General features: G+C 72.6%; 17 protein-coding genes. 5 read left to right on the top strand and 12 right to left on the bottom strand.

Going from position 1 to position 20161, the window contains the following annotated elements; translation table 11 throughout:
* Positions 1 to 3: 3 nt before the first annotated feature.
* Entirely contained in the window at positions 4 to 1026 is a 1023-nt protein-coding gene (gene fbaA / locus ACWCXH_RS04200) for a class II fructose-bisphosphate aldolase (protein ID WP_449799771.1), read from the bottom strand.
* A 299-nt stretch (positions 1027 to 1325) separates the two neighbouring features.
* Between fbaA and ACWCXH_RS04195 the strand changes: the two genes are divergently transcribed.
* The gene (locus tag ACWCXH_RS04195; RefSeq protein ID WP_449799770.1) at positions 1326 to 2042 is read left to right on the top strand and encodes a DedA family protein; all 717 of its coding nucleotides are present in this window, start codon (positions 1326 to 1328) and stop codon (positions 2040 to 2042) included.
* A 100-nt stretch (positions 2043 to 2142) separates the two neighbouring features.
* Here ACWCXH_RS04195 and pyrE read toward each other — a convergent pair whose 3' ends face one another.
* The 8 genes from pyrE to ACWCXH_RS04155 form a co-directional block, all read right to left on the bottom strand.
* On the bottom strand, positions 2143 to 2679 hold the full coding sequence (gene pyrE, locus ACWCXH_RS04190; protein ID WP_449799769.1) for an orotate phosphoribosyltransferase: 537 nt from the start codon (positions 2677 to 2679) through the stop codon (positions 2143 to 2145).
* Between the two features lie 87 nt (positions 2680 to 2766).
* Positions 2767 to 3765: a hypothetical protein gene (locus tag ACWCXH_RS04185; RefSeq protein WP_449799768.1), complete on the bottom strand. Its 999-nt coding sequence runs from the start codon at positions 3763 to 3765 to the stop codon at positions 2767 to 2769.
* 136 nt (positions 3766 to 3901) lie between these two features.
* Complete coding sequence (locus tag ACWCXH_RS04180) at positions 3902 to 5536, bottom strand: fused MFS/spermidine synthase (protein WP_449799767.1); 1635 nt, start codon at positions 5534 to 5536, stop codon at positions 3902 to 3904.
* Between the two features lie 139 nt (positions 5537 to 5675).
* Entirely contained in the window at positions 5676 to 6206 is a 531-nt protein-coding gene (locus ACWCXH_RS04175; protein WP_449799766.1) for a DUF2617 family protein, read from the bottom strand.
* A gap of 472 nt (positions 6207 to 6678) precedes the next feature.
* On the bottom strand, positions 6679 to 7839 hold the full coding sequence (locus tag ACWCXH_RS04170) for a pyridoxal phosphate-dependent aminotransferase (protein WP_449799765.1): 1161 nt from the start codon (positions 7837 to 7839) through the stop codon (positions 6679 to 6681).
* 118 nt (positions 7840 to 7957) lie between these two features.
* Positions 7958 to 8518, bottom strand: a complete 561-nt coding sequence (locus ACWCXH_RS04165) for a YbjN domain-containing protein (RefSeq protein WP_449799764.1) — start codon at positions 8516 to 8518, stop codon at positions 7958 to 7960.
* 216 nt (positions 8519 to 8734) lie between these two features.
* Entirely contained in the window at positions 8735 to 11356 is a 2622-nt protein-coding gene (gene clpB / locus ACWCXH_RS04160; protein ID WP_449799763.1) for an ATP-dependent chaperone ClpB, read from the bottom strand.
* Positions 11357 to 11428: 72 nt separating this feature from the next.
* On the bottom strand, positions 11429 to 12370 hold the full coding sequence (locus ACWCXH_RS04155) for a LysR family transcriptional regulator (protein ID WP_449799762.1): 942 nt from the start codon (positions 12368 to 12370) through the stop codon (positions 11429 to 11431).
* Between the two features lie 70 nt (positions 12371 to 12440).
* Between ACWCXH_RS04155 and ACWCXH_RS04150 the strand changes: the two genes are divergently transcribed.
* The 4 genes from ACWCXH_RS04150 to ACWCXH_RS04135 all read left to right on the top strand — a co-directional run bounded on the left by ACWCXH_RS04150 (position 12441) and on the right by ACWCXH_RS04135 (position 17186).
* Positions 12441 to 13553 (top strand): TDT family transporter, encoded by a 1113-nt coding sequence (locus ACWCXH_RS04150; protein ID WP_449799761.1) that lies wholly within the window; start codon positions 12441 to 12443, stop codon positions 13551 to 13553.
* 628 nt (positions 13554 to 14181) lie between these two features.
* On the top strand, positions 14182 to 15216 hold the full coding sequence (locus ACWCXH_RS04145; RefSeq protein ID WP_449799760.1) for a LuxR C-terminal-related transcriptional regulator: 1035 nt from the start codon (positions 14182 to 14184) through the stop codon (positions 15214 to 15216).
* Between the two features lie 43 nt (positions 15217 to 15259).
* Positions 15260 to 16216, top strand: a complete 957-nt coding sequence (locus ACWCXH_RS04140; protein WP_449799759.1) for a LuxR C-terminal-related transcriptional regulator — start codon at positions 15260 to 15262, stop codon at positions 16214 to 16216.
* A complete protein-coding gene (locus ACWCXH_RS04135; RefSeq protein ID WP_449799758.1) occupies positions 16209 to 17186 on the top strand; it encodes a LuxR C-terminal-related transcriptional regulator in 978 nt (325 codons plus the stop codon). Before ACWCXH_RS04140 ends, ACWCXH_RS04135 begins: the two co-directional genes overlap by 8 nt.
* 7 nt (positions 17187 to 17193) lie before the next feature.
* Here the strand turns inward: ACWCXH_RS04135 and ACWCXH_RS04130 are convergent, their stop codons facing one another.
* The 3 genes from ACWCXH_RS04130 to ACWCXH_RS04120 form a co-directional block, all read right to left on the bottom strand.
* Positions 17194 to 17820 carry a hypothetical protein gene (locus ACWCXH_RS04130; protein ID WP_449799757.1) on the bottom strand — a complete coding sequence of 209 codons (627 nt, stop codon included), beginning with the start codon at positions 17818 to 17820 and terminating at the stop codon, positions 17194 to 17196.
* 618 nt (positions 17821 to 18438) lie between these two features.
* Positions 18439 to 19440: a LuxR family transcriptional regulator gene (locus ACWCXH_RS04125; protein WP_449799756.1), complete on the bottom strand. Its 1002-nt coding sequence runs from the start codon at positions 19438 to 19440 to the stop codon at positions 18439 to 18441.
* 203 nt (positions 19441 to 19643) lie between these two features.
* A complete protein-coding gene (locus ACWCXH_RS04120) occupies positions 19644 to 20159 on the bottom strand; it encodes a heat shock protein transcriptional repressor HspR (RefSeq protein ID WP_449799755.1) in 516 nt (171 codons plus the stop codon).
* Positions 20160 to 20161: the final 2 nt, after the last annotated feature.

Here is a 20161-nt window from a genome sequence, read left to right as displayed (position 1 = left end):
CGCTCACTTCAGGCGGTTGCCCGCCGAACGCAGCTGCTGGGCGGCCTCCACCACGCGGGAGGCCATGCCGGCCTCGGCCAGCTTGCCCCAGGTGCGGGGGTCGTAGGTGTTCTTCCTGCCGACCTCGCCGTCGACCTTCAGCACGCCGTCGTAGTTCTGGAACATGTGCGCCGCGACGGGGCGGGTGAAGGCGTACTGGGTGTCGGTGTCGAGGTTCATCTTCACGACGCCGTTCTCCAGCGCGGTGGCGATCTCCTCGGCGGTCGAGCCCGAGCCGCCGTGGAAGACGAAGTCGAACGGGTCGGTCTTGCCGAACTGCTTGCCGATCGCGTCCTGGAGCTCGCGCAGCAGCTCCGGCTTCAGCACGACGTTGCCCGGCTTGTACACGCCGTGCACGTTGCCGAAGGAGGCGGCCAGCAGGTAGCGGCCCTTCTCGCCCAGGCCCAGCGCCTCGGCGGTGCGGACGGCGTCGTTGACGGAGGTGTACAGCTCGTCGTTGATCTCGTGCGAGACGCCGTCCTCCTCGCCGCCGGTCGGGGTGATCTCGACCTCAAGGATGATCTTGGCGGCGGCGGCCTGGGCCAGCAGCTCCTGGGCGATGGCCAGGTTGTCGGCCAGGGTCTCGGCGGAGCCGTCCCACATGTGCGACTGGAACAGCGGGTTCTGGCCCTTGGCCACGCGCTCGGCGGAGATCGCCAGCAGCGGGCGGACGTAGCCGTCCAGCTTGTCCTTCGGGCAGTGGTCGGTGTGCAGCGCGACGGTGATGTCGTACTTGGCGGCGACGATGTGGGCGAACTCGGCCAGCGCCACGGCGCCGGTCACCATGTCCTTCTTGTGCTGGCCGCCCAGGAACTCCGCGCCACCGGTCGAGATCTGGATGATGCCGTCGCTCTCGGCCTCGGCGAAACCGCGCAGCGCGGCGTGCAGGGTCTGCGACGACGTGACGTTGATGGCCGGGTAGGCGAACTTGCCCGCCTTGGCCCGGTCCAGCATCTCGTTGTAGACCTCGGGAGTTGCGATGGGCATGCGATCCGCTCCTGTCGGGTTGCGGCGTACGGACGGTGCTGTCCGACGCTGGGTACGCCTTCGTGACGACTCCGGGGTACCGGCCGCCGACGCGCGGCTCTGCGGGTCCGGCTCACCGGTACCAAGGTTCGGGGCGACCACCGCGGCGGACAACGAGGGTGTTTTGCGACCGCGGACCTGACGCCGGTGCCATCTTCCCAGACTCGTGCTCGCAGGTCAGCAGGAGCCCGCCTGTCGGAACGCCGCTGCGGGGGCGCACGGGGAGGCTGCCGTCAAGGAACGACCGCTATCCTGCGCCCATGGACCCCAACCAGCTGGCCGTCAACCTGCTCGACGCCAAACAACTGATCTCGTCCCTCGGCGCCATCGGGCTTCTCGCGGTCATCTTCGCGGAGACCGGCCTGCTGGTCGGGTTTTTCTTCCCGGGCGACTCGCTGCTGATCATCGCCGGCGTGGCCGCCTCGAACGCCGCCTCGTCGGTGCTCGGCACCGGTGCCAAGCTGCCGATCGCGGTCCTGCTCGTCGGCGCCCCGGTGGCGGCGGTCGCGGGCGCCCAGCTCGGGCACCTGATCGGGATGAAGGTCGGGCCCAGGATGTTCGACAAGCCCGAGTCGAAGATCTTCCGCCGCGAGTACGTGGTGAAGGCGGAGGAGTACTTCACCAAGTTCGGACCCGGCAAGGCCGTCGTGCTGGCGCGCTTCATGCCGATCGTCCGCACCTTCCTCAACCCGGTCGCGGGCACCCTGGAGATGCCCGCCCGGACGTTCTTCCTGTGGAACGTCGTCGGTGGTGTGCTGTGGACCGAGTCCATGCTGCTGATCGGCTACTTCTTCGGTGACGCGCTCGCCCCGGTGATCGACAAGTACCTGATCCCCGCGGTGCTGCTGATCGTCCTGCTGTCGATCTCGCCGATCCTCATCGAGGTCGTGCGGGAGCGCAAGAAGAAGAAGGCGGGCGGCGTCGAGGCCGTGGGCGACGCCGTGCAGAGCGGCGGCGGGCGCCACCGGCGGGGCTGAGTGCCCGAGGCTTCCAGCAGAGGGGCCCGGTCCCGTTCCACGTGAAACACGTGGAACGGGACCGGGCCCCTCTGTCCTGCTCGGGGTCCTGCGCGGAGGACTACAGACCCAGGTCGGCCGCGGTGTAGGCGGTCACGTACGGCAGGCCCTGCGCCTCGACGGCGGCGGCGCCGCCACGCTCGACGATCACCGCGACGCCGACCACCTCGGCGCCCGCCTCGCGCAGCGCCTCCACGGCGGTCAGCACCGAGCCGCCGGTGGTGGAGGTGTCCTCGACCGCCAGCACCCGGCGGCCCTTCACGTCCGGGCCCTCGATCCGGCGCTGCAGGCCGTGCGCCTTGCCCGCCTTGCGGACGACGAAGGCGTCCAGCCTCTGCCCGCGCGCGGCGGCGGCGTGCAGCATCGAGGCGGCGACCGGGTCGGCGCCCAGGGTCAGCCCGCCGACGGCGTCGTACTCCAGGTGGGAGGTCGCGTCCAGCATCACCCGGCCGACCAGCGGGGCGGCCTCGCCGTCCAGCGTGATCCGGCGCAGGTCGACGTAGTAGTCGGCCTCCTTGCCGGAGGAAAGGGTGACCTTGCCGTGCACGACGGCCTTGTCCTTGATCTGTGCCAGCAGGGCGTCGCGGTCGTTGCTCATGAGCGTCCAGTCTAGGGCCTGTCGTCGAACTCCTGCCTGCGTGGCGGCATCGACAAGAACCCCGGGCGGGGCCGTGGCCCGTCGGCCCTACCTGCGGCGCAGGACCCGCACCAGCACCACGGCGCCGCCCAGCAGGGCCACCCCGCCGCCGATCACCCACGGCACCGCGCTGCGGCCGCCCGGCCCCGGCACGACGATCCCGCCGGCCTCGCCGCCCCAGCGGGACGCCGCGCGGGCGCGGGCGCTGCGGGCCGGCAGGGCGGGGGCGTAGCGGCCGCGCGGCGGGGCGTGATCGACCTCCTCGGCGGAGCGGCCGACGATGCTGCGGCGCACGGGGCCGGTCAGCACCGGCTCCTCCTCGTACTCGAACGGCAGCTCGGCCGGGAGCTCCTCGGCCACCGCGTCCTCGTGCTCGTCGGCGCCGCCGGTGGGCAGGCCGAAGCGCTCCGCGTCGGCGTCGGAGAAGGCGATGAGGTCGGAGAGGTCGTCGTCGAGGTCGTCGCCGGGGCGGTCCTGGTGCTCCTCGATGAACAGGACGCTGGCCTCGTCCTCGGGACCGGCGGCGGTGTCCGCCTGCGCGGTCCCGGACTCCGCGTCCGTCTCGCTCTCGGGCTCGTTCTCGGCCTCGTCGTCGGCCGCCTCGTCCGGGGAGACGAGCGCGGCGGCGAACCGGTCCAGCAGGCGGCGGCCGGCGGCGGCGAGCGTGTCGTCGTCGAACTCGGTGAGGCGGCCGGTCGCGCTGAGGTCGCCGGTGAAGCGGACCACGGCGGTGCCGTCCTCGGCGCCGGCCGCGACGCTCACCCGAACGGTGGCCGTCGCCTCGCCGCTGCCACGCGCCTCCTGGCCCTCGGCCAGCACGGTCAGCACGCCCTCCCGGCCCTCGATCAGCGACAGCACGCCCTTGTACGTGATGGTGGAGCCGGCGATCCGCACCCGCAGCCGGCCAGCGATCTCCTCGGCCGGCCCCCCGCCGACGGCCGCCGGCTCGGTGCTCAGCCCCGGGACACTCCGGGCCAGCACGGCCGGATCCTGCAGCGCCTGCCGCACCAGCTCGGCAGCCATCGGGACGACAACCTCATGCTCCATGCCACGGAGCCTACCGACCCAACCCCACCTGGTCCCCACCTACCGCCCACCCGGTTTTCCGCCACCCCCGACACCCGCCCCCTGCGCCGCAGGCCGTACGTGGAGCACGCGGGGCGGCTGCCCCGGTCCACCGCGTTCAGCGTGGCCCCAGCAGGGTGAAGGCGGCCGGGGGGTGGGCCGGGCGGAGGGCGGTGAGGCGGGTGGCCGCCTCGCCCAGGGCGTCGGCGGTGAGGGCGCGCGGGGGCGGGGCGTCCGCGGCGAGGGTGAGCGGTGGTTCGGCCGCGGAAGCGAGCAGGAAGTCCTGGGTGCCCTCCGCCGCAGCGGGCCGGCAGCTCGCCGCGGCGGTGCCCTGGACGGCGTACGGGACGGTCCGCAGGCCGGCCGCCCTGAGCCCGGACTCGACCTGCCAGAGCCCGTGCCCGTCCCCGCCGGCCCGGACGGCGATGCGGCCGCCGGGGGCGAGCAGCCGGCTGGCGAGGCCGTAGAACTCCTGGGAGTGGAACTTCACCGGCCCGCCGTCGTCCGGGGCCGGCAGGTCGGCGACGACGACGTCGTACGGGTGGTCGTCGGGGGAGTGCCGCATCCATTCCAGGGGGTCGGCGGTGGTGGTCCGGACCCGGGGGTCGTCGAGGGAGTGCCCGGTGAGGGCGGCGAGGCCCGGGTCGGTGCGCGCGAGCCCGGTGAGCACGGGGTCGGGGTCGACGACCCGCACCGTGCGGGCCCCGCCGTGCCGGAGCACCTCCCGCAGGGCGAGCCCGTCGCCGCCGCCGAGGAGCAGCACGCGGGCGTCCGGGCCGGCGGCCATGGCGGGGTGGACGAGGGCCTCGCTGCCGCGGTACTCGTCGGGCCCGCAGACGGCGAGCCGGCCGTCGAGGTAGAGCCGGAGCGGGCCGTCGGCGGGCCCGGCGAGGACGATCTCCTGGTGGCGGCTGTGGGTGGCGTAGCGGATGTCGGCGCCGTAGAGCGCGTGTCGGGCGGCGCGCTCGATGGCGTCGGAGCCGGCTGCGGCGCCGGCGAGGAGGGCGAGGACGAGCCCGCAGCCGGCCCAGAGCAGCAGGCGTATCCGGGGGGCCGGTTCCTCCCGGAACAGCCAGAGCACGACGGCGGCTCCGGAGACGGCGTTGACGGCGCCGGTGACGAGGGCGCCGGTGCCCGGGCCGAGGGCGGGGAGGATGAGGAACGGGAAGGCGAGGCCGCCGATGAGCGCGCCGACGTAGTCGGCGGCGAAGAGGTCGGCCGTGGCCCGGCCGGCGTCCTCGCGGCGGATCCGCTGGATGAGGGTCATCAGGAGCGGGATCTCGGCGCCGATGAGGATGCCGATCAGGCAGGTGAGGCCGACCATGGCGGCCTGGTAGCGGCCGATCCAGGCCCAGCAGGAGTACAGGGCGAGGACGGAGAGGCCGCCGGTGAGTGCGAGGGCGCACTCGACGAGGGCGAAGGCGGTGGCGGGGCGGCGGGTGAGGCGTTTGGCGAGCAGCGAGCCGAGGCCCATCGCGAACACCATGACGGAGAGCACGACGGAGGTCTGGGTGACGGTGTCGTCGAGCAGGTAGTCGCCGAGCGCGACGAGTTCGAGCTCGTACACGAGTCCGCAGGCCGCGCAGACGAACGCGGCCAGCAGGACGGTGAGGCGGGCCAGCCGGGGGTGGGAGCGCAGCCGGGACCGGCGGCGGGCGGGCAGCGGGGTGAGGTTCCGCCCGGGCCGGGGTGGGCTGTCGTCGTCGAGGTCGAGGCCCGGGTGCGTGGGCGGACCGGCTGGATGATTGATCACGAACAAACGCTAGGCGACGTGCGGGATGGATAGCTGCACCCATCCGACGGACTGTGGGGGGCGCCCGGTTGACGAATCGTTCCAGCGTGCGATTCAAGGATCATGGCGGGCTCGTCGCCGCCCCCTCGGCCGGTGTGGTTCACGGCTGCGGCACCACGAGCGAGGAGCGCGTGCAGACCAGCTGCCCCTCCTGCGGATAGGCGTGCCAGGTGCGCCAGAGCAGCCGGTCCACGCCGCCCTGGGTGACCAGCGCGGTGAAGGCGCTCGGGTCGCCGGGGAAGATCCCGGCCAGGCCGCGCGGGTGGCCCTCGACGAGGGCCAGGAGCTCCTGGGCGCGGGCCGCGAAGTCGTGCGGCGGCAGCACCTCGATGCGGGCGGCGAACTCGTACTCCCAGCCGCCCACCTGTTTGGCCACCCGGGCGGGCAGCGGGGTGCGGCGGCCGGGCAGGCAGGCGACGGTCTCCAGGCACTCGCCCGGGCCGGCCGCGATGACCACCTGGTGCGAGGCGCCGAGCAGCCGCAGCTGGAGGGTGTCGGTCGTGCCGGTGCGGCCGTCGCCGTCGAGTCTCAGGTCGCGGACCGCGAGAGCGGGCAGCGGTTCGCCGCCCAGGCGCCACGCCAGGTCACCGGCGCGGGTGTCCGTGTAGGAGGTCTGCAGTGTGGTGAGCATGCTCGGCTCCGCGTTTCAGCTCCGTGCGCGCCCGCCGAAGCAGCAGCGACTAGGCCTAGGCGATGGCGAGGCTGTTCGTGGCTGTGCGGCGCTGGGCGCGGCCGACCGTGGAAGGAAGGATTCCGGCTGGAGATTCAGCAGCAGAGAAGCATGAATACGCCGGGTCCGTCGGGGATTTACCCAACTGTGTCAAGCATTCACCGGTTCGAGCACTCCGGCTTCCCGGCTCCGATCGACCCGGTGTGCGAGTCTGCACAGCGTGCGCTCCATGCTCCGGGCTGTGCGCCGTGCGCGCGGGTTGTGCGCGGGCCGTGCGCCGAATGCGCCGCCGCCCGCCGGGTGGTGGGCCCGGCGGGCGGCGGCGTGTGCCAAGGAGGCTGAGGTGATTGCCTCTCAGGCATCAACAGGGCTTATATGGAAGGTCAGTTGACGAAACATCAGAACGATGGGGCCGTTGGGGCCGACAGGGCCGTCAGAGCTGCCGGAGCCGCGAGACCGCCTCGGTGAGCACGTCGTCCTTCTTGCAGAAGGTGAAGCGGACCAGACTGCGCCCGGCGTCGGTGTTGTCGTAGAACACGGCGTTCGGGATCGCGACGACGCCGCAGCGCTCGGGCAGGGCCCGGCAGAACTCGATGCCGTCCTTCTCGCCGAGCGGCGTGATGTCGGTGGTGATGAAGTACGTGCCCTCGGGGTTGAAGACGCGGAAGCCGGCCTCGGCGAGCCCCTCGGCGAGCAGGTCGCGCTTGCGCAGCAGGTCGGAGCGGAAGGTGTCGAAGTACTCGTCGGGCAGCGCGAGCGCCTCGGCGACGGCGTACTGGAACGGGCCCGCGCTGACGTAGGTCAGGTACTGCTTCGCGGTGCGGACGGCCGAGACGAGGGCCGGGCTCGCCGTCACCCAGCCGACCTTCCAGCCGGTGAAGGAGAAGGTCTTGCCGGCGGAGGAGACGGCGACGGTCCGCTCGCGCATGCCGGGCAGGGCGGCGATGGGGTGGTGGGCGGCGCCGAAGACGAGGTGCTCGTAGACCTCGTCGGTGATCACCAGGAGGTCGTGCTCGACGGCGAGCGCGGCGATCGTCGCGAGCTCGTCGGCGGTGAGGACGGTGCCGGTGGGGTTGTGCGGGGTGTTGAGGAGCAGGAGGCGGGTGCGCGGGGTGATCAGGGCGCGCAGTTCGTCCAGGTCCGGGCGGAACGAGGGCGCCCGGAGGGTGAGCGGGACGCGGGTGGCCCCGGCCATCGCGATGCAGGCGGCGTAGGAGTCGTAGAAGGGTTCGAGGGCGATCACCTCGTCGCCGGGCTCCAGCAGCGCGAGCAGGGCGGCGGCGAGGGCCTCGGTGGCGCCGGCGGTGACCAGCACCTCGGTGTCCGGGTCGTACGAGAGGCCGTAGAAGCGCCGCTGGTGCTCCGCGATCGCCCGGCGCAGCTCGGGGATGCCGGGGCCGGGCGGGTACTGGTTGCCGCGGCCCTCGCGCAGGGCCCGTACGGCCGCCTCGCGGATCTCCTCGGGCCCGTCGGTGTCCGGGAAGCCCTGGCCGAGGTTGATCGAGCCGGTGGCGGTGGCCAGGGCGGACATCTCGGCGAAGATCGTCGTCCCCATGCCCGCCAGCCTGCGGTTCAGCAGCGGCCTCGTACCCATCACGGCTCCTCCCGCGTCGTCGTCGGCCCCATCCTGGGGCAGGCGGGGGCCGGGGACAAGGACGGCCCGCCACCGGTGCGTGCGGTGGCGGGCCGTCCCGACGCGTCGGGGGGAGCGATCAGTCCTCGTCGGTGCCCTCGGGGGCCTCGCCCTCGCCCTCCTCGCCCTCGATGTCCTTCTGCAGGCCGAGGCGCTCGACGATCCACTGCTCGAAGCCGACCGAGGCCTGGGTCCAGTTGGCGGTGGTGGTGACGAAGTAGTCCAGGTTGACGCCGGTGCCGACGATCATCTGGGCCTCGCCGATCAGGCGGACCACGCCGTCCTCGTGGGTGTGGGTGTAGACCTTCGGCCAGAGGGTCTCGCGGTTCCACTCGTCGATCAGGTCGAGGATCTCGCCCTTCCGCTCCAGCGGGTACGCGCGGTCGTAGAAGGCGCGCACCGCGAAGAGCTCCTTCTGCTCACCGCGGAACATGTAGTAGACGCGGAAGCCCTCCCAGGGGGCGGTGAGGTCGCCCTCCTCGTCCACGACGTGCTTGAGCTGCATCTGGTCCAGCAGCTGGGTGACCAGGTTCTGGTCCGGGACGACGATCGGCGGAGGGCCGGCCGGCCGTCCCTGGCCGCCAGGCTGCCCGCCCTGGGGGGCGCCGAACGACGGGATGGACGACGGGTCGATGCTCATGGGGGTCCTCTTCCTCAGTGCACGTGGTGGCCGGCAAGAGAGGCCGCCCTTTCCACTTCCCATCCTGCCTCATCCCGGGCCCGCCTCACAGGGGTACCCGGCCGTCCGTCGATCTTCGTACCGGGTGGTGTTGCGGCCTCCGGGGCGCGGCGCTTTCCCGACGTGCGGACGGGGCCGCCGCCCCCTTGGGAGCGACGGCCCGCGCGCGGTCGTCGACTACTTCTCCAGCGGTCCGCGAGCGCGGACGGTGAGCCGGTCGTGCGCCTCGTCCCGCTCGACCAGGACGGTGTCGCCGTCGTGCACCTGGCCGGAGAGGATCGCCCGCGCCAGCTGGTCGCCGATCGCGGACTGCACCAGCCGCCGCAGCGGGCGGGCGCCGTACGCCGGGTCGTATCCGGTGAGGGCCAGCCAGTCGCGCGCGGCCTCGGAGACCTGGAGGGTGAGCCGCCGCTCGCGCAGCCGCTCGCCGAGGCGGGCCACCTGGAGGTCGACGATCCGGCTCAGCTCGCCGGTGCCCAGCGGGTCGAAGACCACGATGTCGTCCAGCCGGTTGAGGAACTCCGGCTTGAACGCGGCCCGGACGGAGTCCAGCACCAGCTGCTTCTTCCGGTCCTCCGGGATGGCCGGGTCCACGAGGAACTGGCTGCCCAGGTTGGAGGTGAGGACCAGGATCGAGTTGCGGAAGTCCACCGTGCGGCCCTGGCCGTCGGTGAGCCGGCCGTCGTCCAGCACCTGGAGCAGCACGTCGAAGACCTCCGGGTGGGCCTTCTCCACCTCGTCCAGCAGCACGACGCTGTACGGGCGGCGGCGGACCGCCTCGGTGAGCTGGCCGCCCTCCTCGTAGCCGACGTACCCGGGCGGGGCGCCGACCAGGCGGGAGACGGAGTGCTTCTCGCCGTACTCGCTCATGTCGATGCGGACCATCGCCCGCTCGTCGTCGAACAGGAAGTCGGCCAGCGCCTTGGCCAGTTCGGTCTTGCCGACGCCGGTCGGGCCGAGGAACAGGAACGAGCCGGTCGGGCGGTCCGGGTCGGCGATGCCGGAGCGGGTGCGGCGCACCGCGTCCGACACGGCCTGCACGGCCTCCGTCTGGCCGATCAGCCGCTTGCCCAACTCCTCCTCCATGCGCAGGAGTTTGGCGCTCTCGCCCTCCATCAGACGGCCGGCCGGGATGCCCGTCCAGGAGGCGACGACGTCGGCCACGTCGTCCGGGCCGACCTCTTCCTTGACCATCGAGGTGGAGCTGGACCCGGACTCGGTGTTCGCGGTCGCGGCGCGCTCCTGGGCGTCGGTGAGCTCCTTCTCGGCGGCCGGGATCTCGGCGTACATCAGCTTCGAGGCGCGCTCGAAGTCCCCGTCGCGCTGGGCCCGTTCGAGGGTGCCGTGCAGGTCGTCCAGGCGCTCCTTGAGCTCGCCGACCCGGTTGAGGCTCTTCTTCTCCTGCTCCCAGCGCGCCGTCAGCACGCTCAACTGCTCGCTCTTGTCGGCGAGATCGCGCCGCAGCCGGGCGAGGCGGTCGACCGAGGCCGGGTCCGACTCCTTCTCCAGCGCGAGCTCCTCCATGCGCAACCGGTCGACGGAGCGCTGGAGTTCGTCGATCTCGACGGGGGAGGAGTCGATCTCCATCCGCAGCCGGGAGGCCGCCTCGTCGACCAGGTCGATCGCCTTGTCGGGCAGGAAGCGGGAGGTGATGTAGCGGTTGGACAGGGTGGCCGCGGCGACCAGCGCGGCGTCCGCGATCTGCACCTTGTGGTGCGCCTCGTACCGGCCCTTGAGGCCGCGCAGGATGGCGATCGAGTCCTCCACGCTGGGCTCGCCGACCAGCACCTGCTGGAAGCGGCGCTCCAGCGCGGCGTCCTTCTCGATCCGCTCGCGGTACTCGTCCAGCGTGGTGGCGCCGACCATCCGCAGCTCGCCGCGGGCCAGCATCGGCTTGAGCATGTTGCCGGCGTCCATCGCCGAGTCGCCGCCGGCGCCCGCGCCGACCATGGTGTGCAGCTCGTCGATGAAGGTGACGACCTGGCCGTCGCTCTGCTTGATGTCGTTGAGGACGGCCTTCAGCCGCTCCTCGAACTCGCCGCGGTACTTGGCGCCCGCGACCATCGCGCCGAGGTCCAGCGCGACCAGCCGCTTGCCGCGCAGCGACTCCGGCACGTCGCCGGCCACGATGCGCTGGGCCAGGCCCTCGACCACGGCCGTCTTGCCGACGCCGGGCTCGCCGATCAGCACCGGGTTGTTCTTGGTGCGGCGGGAGAGCACCTGGACGACCCGGCGGATCTCCTGGTCCCGGCCGATCACCGGGTCGAGCTTGCCGTCCCGGGCGGCCTGGGTGAGGTCGGTGCCGTACTTCTCCAGCGCCTTGTAGGTGCCCTCCGGGTCCGGCGAGGTGACCCGGCCGCTGCCGCGCACGTCCTTGAACGCGGCCAGCAGCGCCTTGGGCGTCGCGCCCTGGCGCACCAGCAGCTCGGCGACCGGCCCGCCCTCGGCGGCCAGGCCGACCATCAGGTGCTCGGTGGAGACGTACTGGTCGTCGAGGTCGTCGGCGCGCCTGCCGGCCTCGGTGAGCACCGCGAGGGTGTCCCGGGCGAGCTGCGGGGCGGCGACCGTCGAGCCGCTCGCGCTGGGCAGCGCGGTCAGCTGGCGGCGGGCCTCGGCGTCGATCCGCGCGGCGTCGGCGCCGACCGCCTCCAGCAGCGGCCCGGCGATGCCCTCGGGCTGCTCCAGCAGGGCGATCAGGATGTGCACCGGCTTGACGTCCGGGTTCCCGGCCGCGCCGGCCTGCCGGATCGCGGCGGACAGGGCGTCCTGCGTCTTGGTGGTGAACTTGCTGGCGTCCACTGCTGGGGGGTCCTCCCTCGTCGTCCTTCACTGCTGCTACCAACAGCATGCACTAAGTTGAGTCTATTCCGCTCAGGTTTGATTTTTCTGCGGCACCCGCGATGCCCGGGGGGCACGCCGGGTCAGCACCAGCAGCTCCCGGGCCGGCCCGCCCGGCCGCTGCCCGGCCGGCCACACCGCGCGCAGCGGGCGCCGCAGGTCGAGCCCCGGCGCCAGCGGCACCGCGACCAGCCGCCGGGTCGCCAGCTCCTCCATCACCGCCAGCTCGCTCAGGCAGACCGGCCCCGCGCCGGTCATGGCCGCCGCCTTCAGCGCCGTCGACGAGGCCAGCTCCAGCCGCGGCCGCGCCGCGCCCCCGTACGGGGCCAGCGCCATCTCCAGCACCTCCCGGGTGCCCGACCCCGGCTCGCGCAGCACCAGCGGCGTCCCGGCCAGTTCGGGCCCGGTCAGCGGCGCCCGGCGGCGCGCCCACGGGTGGCCGGGCGCCACCACGACCACCAGCCGGTCCGCGGCCACCACGGCGCCGGCCAGCCCGGGCGGGGTGGACGGGCCCTCGACGAAGCCGAGGTCCGCCTCCCCGGCCAGCACCCGCCCGGCGACCTCCGCCGAGTTCGCCGTCCGCAGCGTCACCGCCGTGCCCGGACTGGCCTCGGCGAGCGCCAGCAGCCAGCCCGGCATCAGGTACTCGGCGACGGTCAGGCTGGCGACCACCGTCAGCTTGGCGTCCCGCCGCCCGCGCAGCGCGTCGATCCCGGCGTCCAGCGCCTGCGCCGCCTCCACCACGTGCCCGGCCCACTCGACCACCAGCCGGCCCGCCTCGGTCGGCCGGCTGCCCCGGGGGGAGCGTTCCAGCAGCGGGACGCCGATCTGCCGTTCCATGCCCTTGATCCGGGCGCTCGCGGTCGGCTGGCTGACGCCCAGCTCGGCCGCCGCCCGGCCGACGCTGCCCAGCCGGGCCACCGCGAGCAGCAGCTCCAGGGCGCCGAGTTCGGGGACGCGCGGGGAGAGGGCCATAGGTTCAGGCTATGTCCTCATAGAGCGGCGGGCGCTACCGGCCGCGGCCTCGCGGAGCGACGGTGGTGCCATGTCCACCTTGGCCGATGTCCGTCCGCTCACCCGCCGCTCCGTCGCCCGTCCCCGGTTCGACCTCGCCCAGCTCGGCCCCAACTGGTACGCCGCCGTCATGGGCACCGCGATCCTCGGCAACGGCGCGGCCCTCCTGCCGGTCCGCCCGCCCGGGCTGGTCGGCTTCGGCGAGGTGATGTGGGCGCTCGGCCTGGCCGCCCTGCTGGTGCTCGGCGGTGCGCGGCTGGTGCACCTCACCCGGCACCGCGAGGCCGCCCGTACCCAGCTGCTGGACAACCCGGCCACCGCCGTCTTCTACGGCTGCCCGCCGATGGCCCTGCTGGCGGTCGGCCTCGGCACGCTGCTGCTCGGCTCGCACGTGATCGGCACCGGGCCGGCCGTGGCGATCGACGCCGTGCTCTGGACCGTCGGCACCCTGTACGCGCTCGCCGTCGCCGGCGGCATCCCGTACCTGATGATCACCAGGCACCCGGTCTCCGCGCTGGAGGCCGACCCGACCTGGCTGCTGCCCGTCGTCGCCCCGCTGGTCGCCTCGGCCTGCGGCCCGGCCCTCGTCCCGCACCTGCCGGCCGGCCTGCCGCAGCAGGCCATGCTGTACGCCTGCTGGGGGCTGTTCGGCGTCGGGCTGCTCGCCACCCTGGTGCTGCTGCCGGTCGTGTTCACCGGGCTCTTCCACAGCAAGGTGCCGGCCCTCGTGCTCACCCCGGCGCTGTTCCTGGTGCTCGGGCCGCTCGGCCAGTCCGTCACCGCCGTCCACCAGCTCGCCGACGCCGCCCGTCCGGTGCTCCCCGCGCTGGCGCCCGCCATGACGGCCCTCGCCGAGCTGTACGGCGTGGCCGTGATCGGCGTCGCGATGCTCTGGCTGGCCGTCGCGCTCACCGCCAACCTGCGCGCCCGGCGGGCCGGCATGCCGTTCGCGATGACCTGGTGGGCGTACACCTTCCCGGTCGGCACCTGCGTCACCGGCGTCTCGGCGCTCGCCCGGCACACCGGCTTCGGCGGGTTCTCCGGGCTGGCCGTCGGGCTGTACGCGCTGCTGGCCGTCGCCTGGGTGGCCGCGGCGAGCGGCACGGTGGCCGGGCTGGTGCGCGGGCGGCTGCTGGCGCGGTGAGCGGCGCCCCGGCTTCCGGTTCCGGAAGCCGGGGCCGGCCGCGGGGCCGCGGGAATCGCGCGGCTGCAGGAACGCGCAGGCCGCTTCTGCCCGTCCGCCGCCGACCGGGCCGGTTTCAGGGGTCGTCCGCACACCCCACCAGCCTTGGCGTTTACCGGAATCCGGCCCGCCGCCCGGCCTGTCGGAACCGGCCCGCCGTGCGGATAGCTGCAATTGCGAGAACCTGCACTCGGGTGGCACTTGTTCACCGGCGGTCACGCTGTGATGGTGGAGTCACGCCAAGTCGTCCGGGCAACCGCGGCCCGATGGTGGCGACTTGCTCTTCAAATGGATGCAGGACATCCCGTGCCTGCATAACGGGGGAAGAGCGCCGGCCGGGACGCCATGTGTGGTGATGGCCCCCGGAACCGGAGTCGGCGAGGCGTTGCTGCTCCGCCTCGCCGGAAGCGCCTAGGCATGGCGTGGCAAGGCGGCCCCTGGGCCTCCCGGACGTGCGACGGCACCCGGGCCCCAGGGGTCCGCCGGCCGCCCGGTACCGTGACCGCCGGGCCCTCGCGGCCGCGGACGGCGGGGACACGGGACACGGGGGCAGGCACATCCGAAGGGCGTCCGGCAGGGAGAGTTCGACGTGACGGCGGAACCGGCGGTCGCACCGGACCACGGCCAGTACGCGGGGGGCCACACCGGCACCGGCGCGGGCGGACTCACCGGAGCGGGCGAACCCGACGAGGCGGCCCGTCAGCTCTACCTCTCGATCCTCGCCGAGGGCGGCCGGATCCCGTTCTGCGGCGTCCACGAGACCGACCACGCCGCCCTGCACCAGCTCGTCGACATCGGCCTGTTGATGCCCAACGCGTTGGACGCCTGCTACACCGCCGTCAGCCCGCGCTCCGTCAGCGACCGCCTCGGCGCCGAACTCCGCAGCGAGGCCACCCGGCTGCTCGTGCGCGCCGAGAACCTCCCCGGCGCCCTCGACGGCCTCACCCGCGCCTACGACGCGATGCCCCGCCCGGCCGGCCGGGCCGGCGGCGCCGTCTACGTCGAGGGCCACGTCCACATCCGCCAGCGGATCTCCCAGCTCGTCTCCGACTGCCGCACCGAGGTCCTCACCGCCCAGCCCGGCCACCGGCCCGCCGACACGCTCCAGGTCGCCCTGCTCCAGGACGTCCAACTCCTCCAGCGCGGCTGCTCGTTGCGCACCATCTACCAGCCGGTCGCGTTCGCCGACCAGCCCGCCCTCGCCTATGCCGACGAGGTCACCCGGCACGGCTCGCTGATCCGCATCCTCGACGAGCCCTTCCAGCGGCTCATCGTCTTCGACCGCACCGTCGCCGTGATCTCCGCGAGCGAGGACAACAGCACCGCCGCCTTCATCACCGACCCCGCCGCCATCACCTACCTGGTCGGCGCGTTCGAACGGGACTGGGCCCGCGCCGACACCACCGAGGCCGCCGCCGCCCTCGGCCACGGCCCCGCCCGCAGCACCCCCGACCGGGTCGGCCGCCTGCTCGCCCGAGGCCTCACCCAGCGCGCCGTCGCCACCCGCCTGGGTCTGAGCGAACGCACCGTCGCCGGCCACATCTCCCGACTGCGCGACCGCTACGGCGCCCAGACCCTCTTCCAGCTCGGCTGGCTGATGCGAGGCTCCCGCGATGACCGATGAGCGAGCGCAGCGAAGTCATCATCCGAAGAATGCGCATGGGCGAATGCCCCTGCCGAGCGCAGCGAGGTGGGCGCTTGAGCCCACCGCCGCCGAGCGGGCCCTCTACCTCGACGCCATCCGCCGCGGCGGGCAGCTGCGCCCCGACGACCTCGCCCCCGCCGACCGCCCCACCCTCGCCGTCCTCGTCGCCCGCGGCCTGCTCACCCCGACCGCCGCGGGCTACACCGCCGTCGACCCGCGTTCCGTCGGCGACCGCCTCGGCGCCGAACTGCGTACCCGCGCCACCCGCCTCCTCGTCCACGCCGAAGACCTCCCCGCCGCCCTCGCCCCGCTCTCCCGCGCCTACGACGCCGTGCCCCGCACCACCTCCCCCACCGGCGAGGCGACCCACGTCGAGGGCCAGGACGCCATCCGCCTGCGGATCTCCCGGGCACTCGCCGAGTGCGACGAGGAACTGCTCACCGCCCAGCCCGGCACCCGGCAGGCGAACACCCTCGAACTCGCCCTCCGCCAGGACCTCCCGCTGCTCACCAGCGGCCGGCGGATCCGGACCCTCTACCAGCCCGTCGCCCGTCGCCAGCCCCACGTGATCGCGTACGCGAGGGAAATGACCCGGCACGGCTCGCTGATCCGCGTCCTGGACGAGCCGTTCGACCGGATGCTCATCGTCGACCGGCGGACCGCCATCGTCTCCACGCGCGCCGACCACGGCGCCGCCGCCTTCATCACCGACCCCGCCGCCGTCACCGCCATGGCCGCCGTCTTCGAACGCGACTGGGCCCGGGCCGACATCACCGACTGGTCGAGCGCCACCCCCGGCCGGACCGCCGACCGCGTCGTCACGATGCTGAGCAAGGGCCTCACCCAGCGCGCCGTCGCCACCCGCCTGGGCCTGAGCGAACGCACCGTCGCCGGCCACATCTCCCGACTGCGCGACCGCTACGGCGCCCGGACCCTCTTCCAGCTCGGCTGGCAGCTGAGGGGCGACGCCGATGGGTGACCACGGCTCCCGCCTCCCCGACCCCGCCGCCCGCGCGCTCTACCAGGCGATCCTGCGCGAAGGCGGGCGCCTGCGCATGGCCGACGTCCGGCCCGAGGACGCGGAGCCGGTCCAGTCGCTGCTCGATCTCGGTCTGCTGAAGCCCTACGTGTCGGGCGGTTTCCTCAGCGCCGTCGATCCGCGCTCGGTGACCGCCCGGATCGGAGCGGACTTGCGGGCCGCCGGCACACGGTTGCTCGCCCAGGCGGAGGAACTCCCCGGTCTCCTGGGGGATCTCACCGCCGCTTACGATGCCGCGCCTCGACAGCACGAGCGCACCGGGCAGACCGTGATCCTGGAGGGGAAGGAGAACATCCGGCACCGCATCTCCCAGCTCGCCGAGGAACTCCGTCGAGAGGCGCTGTCCTGCCAACCGGGCGGCGCCCGCCCGGACTCCGCCGCGGACGACATCCTCGACCACATGCGCCGCTTCACTGCGAGCGGCGGCACGATCCGGACGCTGTACGAGGCCGCGGCACGTCTCGATGGTCCGACGGCAAAGCTGGCCGCCGGTCTGACCGAGCTCGGCTGCCAGATCCGCGTGACGCAGTTCCAGCTCTCCAAGATGATGATCTTCGACCGTGCGGTGGCCGTCATCCCCGCCGCTCGTGACTTCGGCAGCGCGGCCTTCGTCGAGGACCCGGCCACGGTGGGCTTCCTGGTCGAGCTGTTCGAGCAGCAGTGGCAGCAGGCCGAGGGCGTGAACTGGGCCGCGCTGGCCGCCGGCGCCACCGGTCCCACCGTCCACGAGCAGGTGGGCCGGCTGCTGGCGAACGGGCTCACACAGCGGGCGATCGCGAGCCGCATGGGGCTGAGCGAGCGGACCGTGGCCGGTCACATCGCCCGGCTGCGTGAGCTGTACGACGCGGAGACGCTGTTCCAACTGGGCTGGCAGATGCGGGGATCCCGGACGGGGGAGTCCGGTGGGTGACCGCGCGTCAGCCGGTGGCGGCGCCCGACGGCCAGTAGCCGGCGCGGCCGACCGCGGGGGGCTGCTGGCGGGGGACGTTGAACTGCTCGCCGGGGGCGGTCCAGAAGCCCTCGCGCAGGGACAGGGCCATGCCGGCCCAGTCGAGCGCGGTCTCGACGGTGTGGTTGAGCGCCTCCTGCGACCAGGTGTCGTCGAAGACCAGCGGCAGGACGGGGGCGACCTGCTCGATGGTGGCGATCAGCGGGTTGTGCGTGATGGCCTCGTCGACGAGGAGGACGATCGGCTTGCGCAGCGCGGAGGCCCAGCCCAGTTCCAGGCTCACCCCCGCCGACAGCGGCGCTCCGACGTAGGCGAACACCAGGTCCGCCGACTGCAGCGCCCGGAAGTCCGACGGAACCCGCGGCTCCGGCGCCCGGCCGGCGACGGTCCAGGCGTCGCTGTGGTGCGCGCTGTACACCGCGGCACCGCTGCGGAGCAGGGTGGTGCGAAGCGTCGTCAGCCGCGTCCGGCTGGCGAGCGTCACCACACTGTCCGCCGGCCCGGTCAGCCGCATCAGCGGCGCGGCCAGAAACACACGTGCACGCCGACCCTCGGGGGCCTGGCTGTCGTGGTGACGCAGGTAGGGCTCACTCATGTCGACTCCGGGGGAAGTGCGCCGAGGCTGAGCTGCTCGCTGCCGACGCTGGTCGTAGAGATAAGACTGGCGGAATTTGGACGGATATATCGCTTTTCGACGCCCAATCCGGTGCAGCGACCTGATCGGAAGATCCGGGCGTCATGTGAGGCGGGCGTGAGTTGATCGTCCACCGAGCAGGCGCGGCAGTCCACTGATGCGTGGTGTCATCCGTCTGCATGGCAGAGAGATGACACCCCTGGCCAGCTGAACGCGCCCGTGACAGCCAGAACGCCGTATGGCAGCATTTGAGCGTTTGATGGACGTGCCGCGCGTGGCTCCGCATCGGCAGGTCGCTAGAGGATGGGGTGTACGCGAGTGTCTCGTAAGCGTCAGGCCGCAAAGGCGGCCCTTGTGGCGATAGCCGCCAGTGTCCTCACAATGCTGGGCGTCGGCGTGGCATGTACTGACCATGGTGCAGACGGTTCCGTGCATGTCAACTATTCAATTTCCAGCGCCGATGCGGACGTTGCGTCCTTGGCCACCGGCACCGTCCTGGACAACGACCACTCCTGGACGTGACCGCCGCCACTCCGGTATTGATTCGTCGGCTGCGCGGCGCGAATGGAAGAGGGCGCGCTATGAGGCGTTGTCGGATTCTCTCGACGACCGCGCGAGGGCATACCCGAGCTGGAAGAGGGAATCCACGTTGTAGTCCTCGCGCATCTCTGCGAGATGCCGTGCCAGGGTGCGCTCACTGATGCCGAGCCGACGGGCGATCACTCGGTGGTTCGTGCCTTCCAGCATCAGGTCGATTATGGTCTGCCGCAGGCTGGAGACCACCTGCTGAGGGATGGTTCGGCTGCCGTTGAAATCGAGCCCTCTGTTCCAGTTCCGCTCGAAGACCTCATGAGTGAGGAAGTGTATGACGGCGGGGTCGTAGATGAAGGCGGCCAGGTTCAGGTCCTCGGCCACCGGAATGACGGCGAGGATTCTGTCGATGATGATCAGCCGGGTATAGGGCTCGTCGAGGGTCCGAAACTTTCCGCCGGCCTCGGTGAGCGTCCCCACGTAGTCCCTGGTGGGCGGATGGTAGCGGGTACTCGGATGGTAGATCGTTCGCGTCGAGATACCTCTCTTCAGGTCCTCCAGGTCTTCGGCCAGAGTGCCGGAGAGTACGTCCGGAGGGCGCGGGCCGCCGGGCTGGGCGGCGAGTACCTCTTCTTTTGCCGAGGCGACGGCGTTGTTGATGCGCTGGTTGATGACGGCCTTGCCGCGGACGTATTCGATCGTGCCGCCCGCTGATTCGGGCTTGTGGAATGCGTCCGCGAGGCCCTGCAGGTCGCCGGGTATGGATACCGCACGAGAGAGGAGTTCGAGGGCCTGGCGCTGCCATATGACGCTGAGTCCGGACGCGAGCTGTTTCGGGTCGACGGCCACCAGGACCTGGGGATCATCCGCGTCGGGTACGAGCAGCCCTATCTGCAGGAGCTCGGCCAGATTGCTCTGCTCATCGTTGTCGACGTCTTTGCGGGCAATCCGTCCGTGTTCGCGAATGATTGTCAGGTAGAGCTCATGTGCGCCGGGAGACAAGGTGCCCGTCGCGCCGACGCCCGAATTTGCTTCGTCCCTCCCGATCATTCACGGCTCCTTCTCGATGGACGATCCGGCCTCAGGATGCGCTGACACCTCGCTGGCCGATCTTAGACCGCATTGCGGGCACGGGACCGAGGTGTTCCACCTCCTTTTGACCGAGGTGGCCGAGTGGAACCCTCTCACCAAAGCCGAGCCGCCGGCACCCCCCGGACAGGAGGGAGCCGGCGGCTGGGGGCTGTGCGACCGAGTCAGCGCTTCGGGCGCCAGACGACCAGGGCGCTCGACTGGGGTGTCGGGGGCTGGTACGGGACGAGGTCGCGGCGGTAGGAGGCGTGGACGGCGGCCTCGCGCTGCTGGAGTGCGGTGGCGGCGCCCTCCAGGGAGTCGGCCAGTTCGGCGATGCGCGACTGGAGGGCGGTGACCTGGTTCTCCAGCTCGATGATCCGCTTGATGCCGGCCAGGTTGATGCCCTCGTCCTGGGAGAGCCGCTGGACCTCGCGCAGCTGCTGGATGTCGCGGGCGGAGTAGCGGCGGCCGCGGCCGGCGGTGCGGTCGGGGCTGACCAGGCCGAGGCGGTCGTACTGGCGCAGGGTCTGCGGGTGCAGGCCGGAGAGTTCGGCGGCCACCGAGATCACGTACACCGGGGTGTCCTCGGTGAGCATGTAGGGGGGCGGCGCCGCGGCGCGCCGGGGGCGGCGGCCGTCGCCGGGCAGGCCTTCGCCGAGGCCGGGGCCGATCGGGCTGTCGGGGGTCATCGGGGACATCT

The sequence above is a fragment of the Kitasatospora sp. NPDC001660 genome (genome assembly GCF_053596725.1).
The sequence above is the reverse complement of the archived record's forward strand: the minus strand, read 5'-3'. Positions and strand labels throughout refer to the sequence as shown.